Origin of the sequence: Pontibacterium sp., from assembly GCF_964228735.1 — a bacterium.
In the GTDB taxonomy this organism is placed as follows: domain Bacteria; phylum Pseudomonadota; class Gammaproteobacteria; order Pseudomonadales; family Balneatricaceae; genus Pontibacterium.
In genome coordinates, this window is the sequence record NZ_CAXRBQ010000118.1 from 1 (window position 1) to 4,962 (window position 4,962).

The 4,962-nt window shown below is 53.1% G+C and carries 5 protein-coding genes and 1 pseudogene; 5 read left to right on the forward strand and 1 reads right to left on the reverse strand.

The window, feature by feature from the left end; genetic code table 11:
* The 5 genes from ACEQ15_RS13460 to ACEQ15_RS13480 form a co-directional block, all read left to right on the forward strand.
* Positions 1-1,378, forward strand: a 1,378-nt coding sequence (locus tag ACEQ15_RS13460) for a YdbH domain-containing protein (protein WP_370279725.1), incomplete at its 5' end; no start/stop codon positions are given.
* Between the two features lie 302 nt (positions 1,379-1,680).
* On the forward strand, positions 1,681-1,881 hold the full coding sequence (locus ACEQ15_RS13465; RefSeq protein ID WP_370279727.1) for a YnbE family lipoprotein: 201 nt from the start codon (positions 1,681-1,683) through the stop codon (positions 1,879-1,881).
* A gap of 17 nt (positions 1,882-1,898) precedes the next feature.
* Positions 1,899-2,240 (forward strand): YdbL family protein, encoded by a 342-nt coding sequence (locus ACEQ15_RS13470; protein WP_370279728.1) that lies wholly within the window; start codon positions 1,899-1,901, stop codon positions 2,238-2,240.
* Between the two features lie 91 nt (positions 2,241-2,331).
* Positions 2,332-4,149, forward strand: a complete 1,818-nt coding sequence (locus ACEQ15_RS13475; protein ID WP_370279729.1) for a DUF4153 domain-containing protein — start codon at positions 2,332-2,334, stop codon at positions 4,147-4,149.
* A complete protein-coding gene (locus ACEQ15_RS13480) occupies positions 4,149-4,793 on the forward strand; it encodes a DNA-3-methyladenine glycosylase (RefSeq protein WP_370279730.1) in 645 nt (214 codons plus the stop codon). Before ACEQ15_RS13475 ends, ACEQ15_RS13480 begins: the two co-directional genes overlap by 1 nt.
* Before the next feature lie 57 nt (positions 4,794-4,850).
* Here ACEQ15_RS13480 and ACEQ15_RS13485 read toward each other — a convergent pair.
* Positions 4,851-4,962: pseudogene (locus ACEQ15_RS13485) on the reverse strand (IS110 family transposase); the annotation flags it as partial.

Below are 4,962 nucleotides of genomic sequence, written 5' to 3' on the forward strand. Positions count from 1 at the left end.
TCTCAGTGTTGCTCAAAAGAGCACGGTAAAGGTGACACCGGTTGCGCTGCCCAATATCCGGTTGGCTAAAGCGGATCTGGTTCTGGATCGTCCAATAAACGTCTCTCTTAATCTCGACGGGATGACCCGATCCGAAACAACTCCGGTGCCAACCCTCCACAATATGCCGATCCGCGGCCAGCTGCATCTCTCCTCTATACGACAGGGAGACGTCCGTGCAGCCATCAGCCCGGTTCAGTTCAGTGTTGATTCAGCCGATCTGGTCCAGCATCTATATAAAGGAACACTGGAACTGCCCGAGGTGGCGGTAACGATGCCAGGCCAGAAGGTGCCGAACCTGTCATTGAAAACCCGGTTCAGTATCAGCCCTGGCAGAGCAACCAGCCGCTTCACTCTGCTGGCCAAAGGCTTACCGGTAAAAGTGAATGGCACTACAACAACGACCCTTAAGAAGGGGCGTACGGACCTGGCCTGGAAACTGGCAACCGTTAACCTGCCGGGATTCGATGATACGTTGAGGCCCTATGCGAAGCAGATACCACCGGAGTTAAGCCTGCTGGGCGGTCGCTTTCATCATAACGGCGAGGGATCAGTTCAGGGCGGTAAGCTGAGTCTGAAGTTCTGGAATGCAGTGAATGGCGGCGAAGCCGGCTGGGGGAAAACAGTGCTGCGCGGTATCGAATGGCAATCCAGCGGTCGTTACAGCGCATCAGGTGGTTTTAGCGATAGGGGCATACTGACGGTCGGGTCGTTGTTTAGCGGTGTAGAGGTAAACAACATCTCCACAGGCTACAGGTTCAGGCAAACTGCGAAAGGCACACGGACCGTTTCAGTAGAACCGCTGAGTGCCAAGATGCTGGGTGGAGATATCCGCGTTGATGGGTTTGAAACGGCTCTCCGGTCACCGGATATCTCTACTTCAGTTACGGTAGACCAACTGGATGTAGCGGAAATACTGAAACTCGAGCAACAAGAGGGCCTGAGTGGCAGCGGTCAGCTGAGCGGACGTTTTCCGCTTCGCTACAACGCTGAGGGCGCAAGCGTGAACGATGGCCATTTGACCGCACCCGACGGTGGCGTTATCCGCTTCCAGCCGGACGCCGCTGTAGCCGCCTACGCAGCCACCAATCCAGGCTTGGGCATGGCTTTGGGTGCACTGGAGAACTTTCAGTACGATACTTTGGACATCAAACTCAATTATCAGCCCGACGGTACCGCCTTGCTGAACACGCGACTCAAAGGCAGAAACCCAGACTGGAATAACGGACATCCGGTGGATTTCACAATCAACGTGGAGGAGAACATACCGGACCTGATGCGTACATTGCAGTTCGCTGATCAATTGACGGAAAAGTTGGAGAAACGGTACGGTGATTGAGGAAGGTACCAACAAGTCCTGTAGGCACACTGGCATTCGGGATGGTTCACAATCAAGGAAGTGCTTTGCAGTAATGTCTGGACCTTACAAGAAGCACTGACACCTAGTGTGGATCATCCCGAACGCCCCGAAGGGCAAGCCCTTAAGCCTGCATCTGCGGTGTTGTAGTTTTTGCTAAGGACTGAGCCATTAACTGCAAACTACGCCTAGCATCTACAGGCTTAAGGACTTGCAGAGTACTCACAGGACTAATTGGTACCTTCCTTACTTCACGTCAGAAAGGACACAACAGAGGTGTGATGATGAAACTGAATACAAGCATGCCACCACTCTTAGTATTGGTGGCAGCGATGGGCGTGACAGCCTGTTCGCCTAGGGTCGAAGTGGCGGTCCCCAGTGAACCGATCACGATCAATCTTAACGTGAAGATTGAGCATGAGATTCTTGTCAAAGTGGATAAAGAGATCGATACGCTGCTGGATGAACAGGGCGATATCTTTTAAGGAGTTGAGGTATTTCTATGTTTCGTCGAATACAACAGATTCTGACCGTGTTTACCCTCGCGCTGTCGCTGGTTGCGACCTCGGCTTGGGCAGTGTCAAAGGATGAAGCGAAAGCACAAGGCCTGATCGGTGAACGCGCCAACGGCTATTTGGGTATCGTAGTTTCCAATCCGCCGTCTGACCTCAAACGTCTGGTCAGCGATATCAACAAGAAACGTAAAGCTGCATACAAGAAGAGTGCTGCCAGCGCAGGTGTAGAGCAGGGCGTATTTGAGCTACGCATGGGCCAGCGTCTGCAACAGCGCACACCGCGAGGCCAGTATATCCAGCTGCAGAACGGCAACTGGAAGAAAAAATAAGCTCCTCTGTTACGGGCGGTATCACGACTCAGTGAACCGCCCGTTGTCCCACCTACACTAAATTGTCCTCTGTTCCGCCCCGGAGCGTCATATGACCAGCCTAATACAGCGTCTACTCCCGATAGACGCATTTAAAGAGACCCTGTTGCGGTTTCCGCTACCGGTCGCCTGTAGCCTCTACCTGTTTGGCTTGATGGTATTGGTCATTCACGATGTGGTCGATATCGATAAACAACTGGATGTTATTGGCCAGCAATTCGTACTTGCCGCCTGTGGCTATCTTTGGTTTGTGATTACAAGGTTGATCGCATCGGGCCTGGGCTGGAACAAGTTCCGGGAATACGCGATGGCGATGGGCATATTTGCGCTGCTGGCGTGGCAGGTGTTTAGTCGCGAAGGCGAAACGCTGCTGTGGCTGCTAGTGCCGCTGTTTGCGGCATTGTTTCTCTCTGTATCTTCCGCACCGTTTATCCGTGGTCGTTTCGATGACGCGACATGGGGATTCAGCGTTCACCTGTATCACGGTGCACTGTTTGCAGCGTTGGCGGGTGTCCTGTGGGGCGGGGGGATCTCTATTTCGCTGGCCAGCATCGAATACCTGTTCAGAGCAGATATCCCATCTGAGCTGTACGGTGATATCTGGAGTGCATGTCTGCTGGTATTGGCGCCGCTGTACGCGTTGACCTATGCGAACGATCCCGACCATTTTCTTCAGCCCGAACTGAACCTGTCGGCTTACGAGAACTTCATCGTACAAAAGGTGCTCGCACCCTTGGTTACAGCATATTTGCTGATCCTATATGCGTACTTCGTAAAAATCGGCATCGAGCAGGAACTACCGCGAGGCCAACTGAGTTATCTGGTGTCCGGTTTTGGTTGCGTAGGTGTACTGACCTATTTCCTGGGTTGGCCACAACGCGAGCAGGGTGGCGCACTATTACGACTTCTACAGCGAATATTCTTCCCTGCGCTGATCATCCCAGTTGCCATGCAGGCGCTGGCGCTTTTCCAACGTGTTGATCAGTACGGCTTAACTGAAGCACGTTATTACGTGGCTGTATCGGTGGTATGGCTGGGCGGACTCGCCATAGCGTTTACCGTCGCGCGACCGCCGCTGAAAACGCTGTTTCTATCACTTACTTTGCTACTGGTCATTGCCGCTGTTGGTCCGTTGAGTGCAACCAGCCTTTCCGTAAACAACCAATTCAACCGCCTACAAACATTGCTCGAATCTAACGACCTGCTTCAATCAGGCAAGCTGCAAGCAGCCACCGAAACAGTGCCATTCAGTGATCGCAAAAGCATCAGCTCAATCCTGCGCTACCTGGACCGTCGCAACCAGTTGGAGCGAATTGATCCCTGGCTGCCCGAGGGGGACGAGCGCAAAGAAGAATACACGGTGAGCGAGATTGGGGAGCTGCTCGGATTTACTCTGATCAGCGAATACGAGCGACACCCGGGAAGCAACAAAGAGATCATGAACTTTAGCAGTGGCGAAGGTTATAACCGGGTCATGGATGTGAGTGGTTTTGATTGGGTAACCCCTCGGCAGTCTCTGCATTGCTACAAAAATAGCTGCGTTGAACAGAAACCCTGGGCGCTACATTTCAACGCTGAAATCCCATTCTCGGCCTCGTATGCTGACGGCACCATGAGTTTTAGCCTGCAGGGATATGATGCGTTATCTTTAGATCTAAACAGTTTCATCGGTTCGCAGGTCCGTATGCGATCTGCGCGCAACAACCGCACGATGGTTATTGAGGCTCAAAATACCGATCTAACGCTACGCTTAGCTATTTCCGAACTTACGGTGGAAACTGAGCAAGAATCGGGTGGCGAGCCTCACTATGATTTGCGCAATATGACGTTCCGAGTTTTCGTAGCCCTTCGTGAGAAGCCATCAAAGTAATGCAAAGCAGTCACACCCCAGAGGTAAACGTGATCGACAAGATACAGATCGTGCAAGGACTGGAAGCCCTGTCCGAAATCGATGCAGAGATCGCCGAGGCGTATGCCTTGATCGGTGCTCCCGAACCACGTGTCCGTCCCACAGGATTCAGCGCTTTTCTGTCGATCATTATCGGGCAACAGGTATCAACCGAAGCCGCTAACGCCATCCGCGGGCGTGTAGAGGCGTTGTTGGGCGATATAACTGCTGAGCGTGTCATCGCCGTTGAAGATCAGGCGTTACGAGAGGCAGGCATGTCGTTTCGTAAAATCGAGTACGCCAAAGGGATGGCGGAGGCGCAACTGGCCGGAACCTTTGATGCGGAAGGGCTGGACCAACTGACAGACGCGGAAGTTATCGAGTCGATCACTGCCTTGCGAGGTTTCGGCCGCTGGAGTGCTGAGATCTATATGATGTTTTCACTCGGACGCCAGGACGTGTTTCCCGCGGACGACCTTGCGATCCAGGTTGCGTTAGGGCGCCTGAAAGGATTGGAGAAGAAACCCACGCCGAAGCAGGCGAGGGATCTGATCGAGCATTGGGCGCCATGGCGGAGCGTGGGGTCGTTGTTTTTGTGGCATTACTATCGAGGGGCGCCGTCCTAGACCAGCAGCAAACCTGCACTGTAGATACCATCTCTCCAGATATGCCTCAAGCGTGTTTTAAGCGGCTTGAGGCATATATTCTTTTTGGTTCTTCACCACCCCAAAACAGATCTGGAGCAGCTTCCTCATGGCGGCACCCAGCGCCTGCATCTTGGTTTTCCCTGCACTC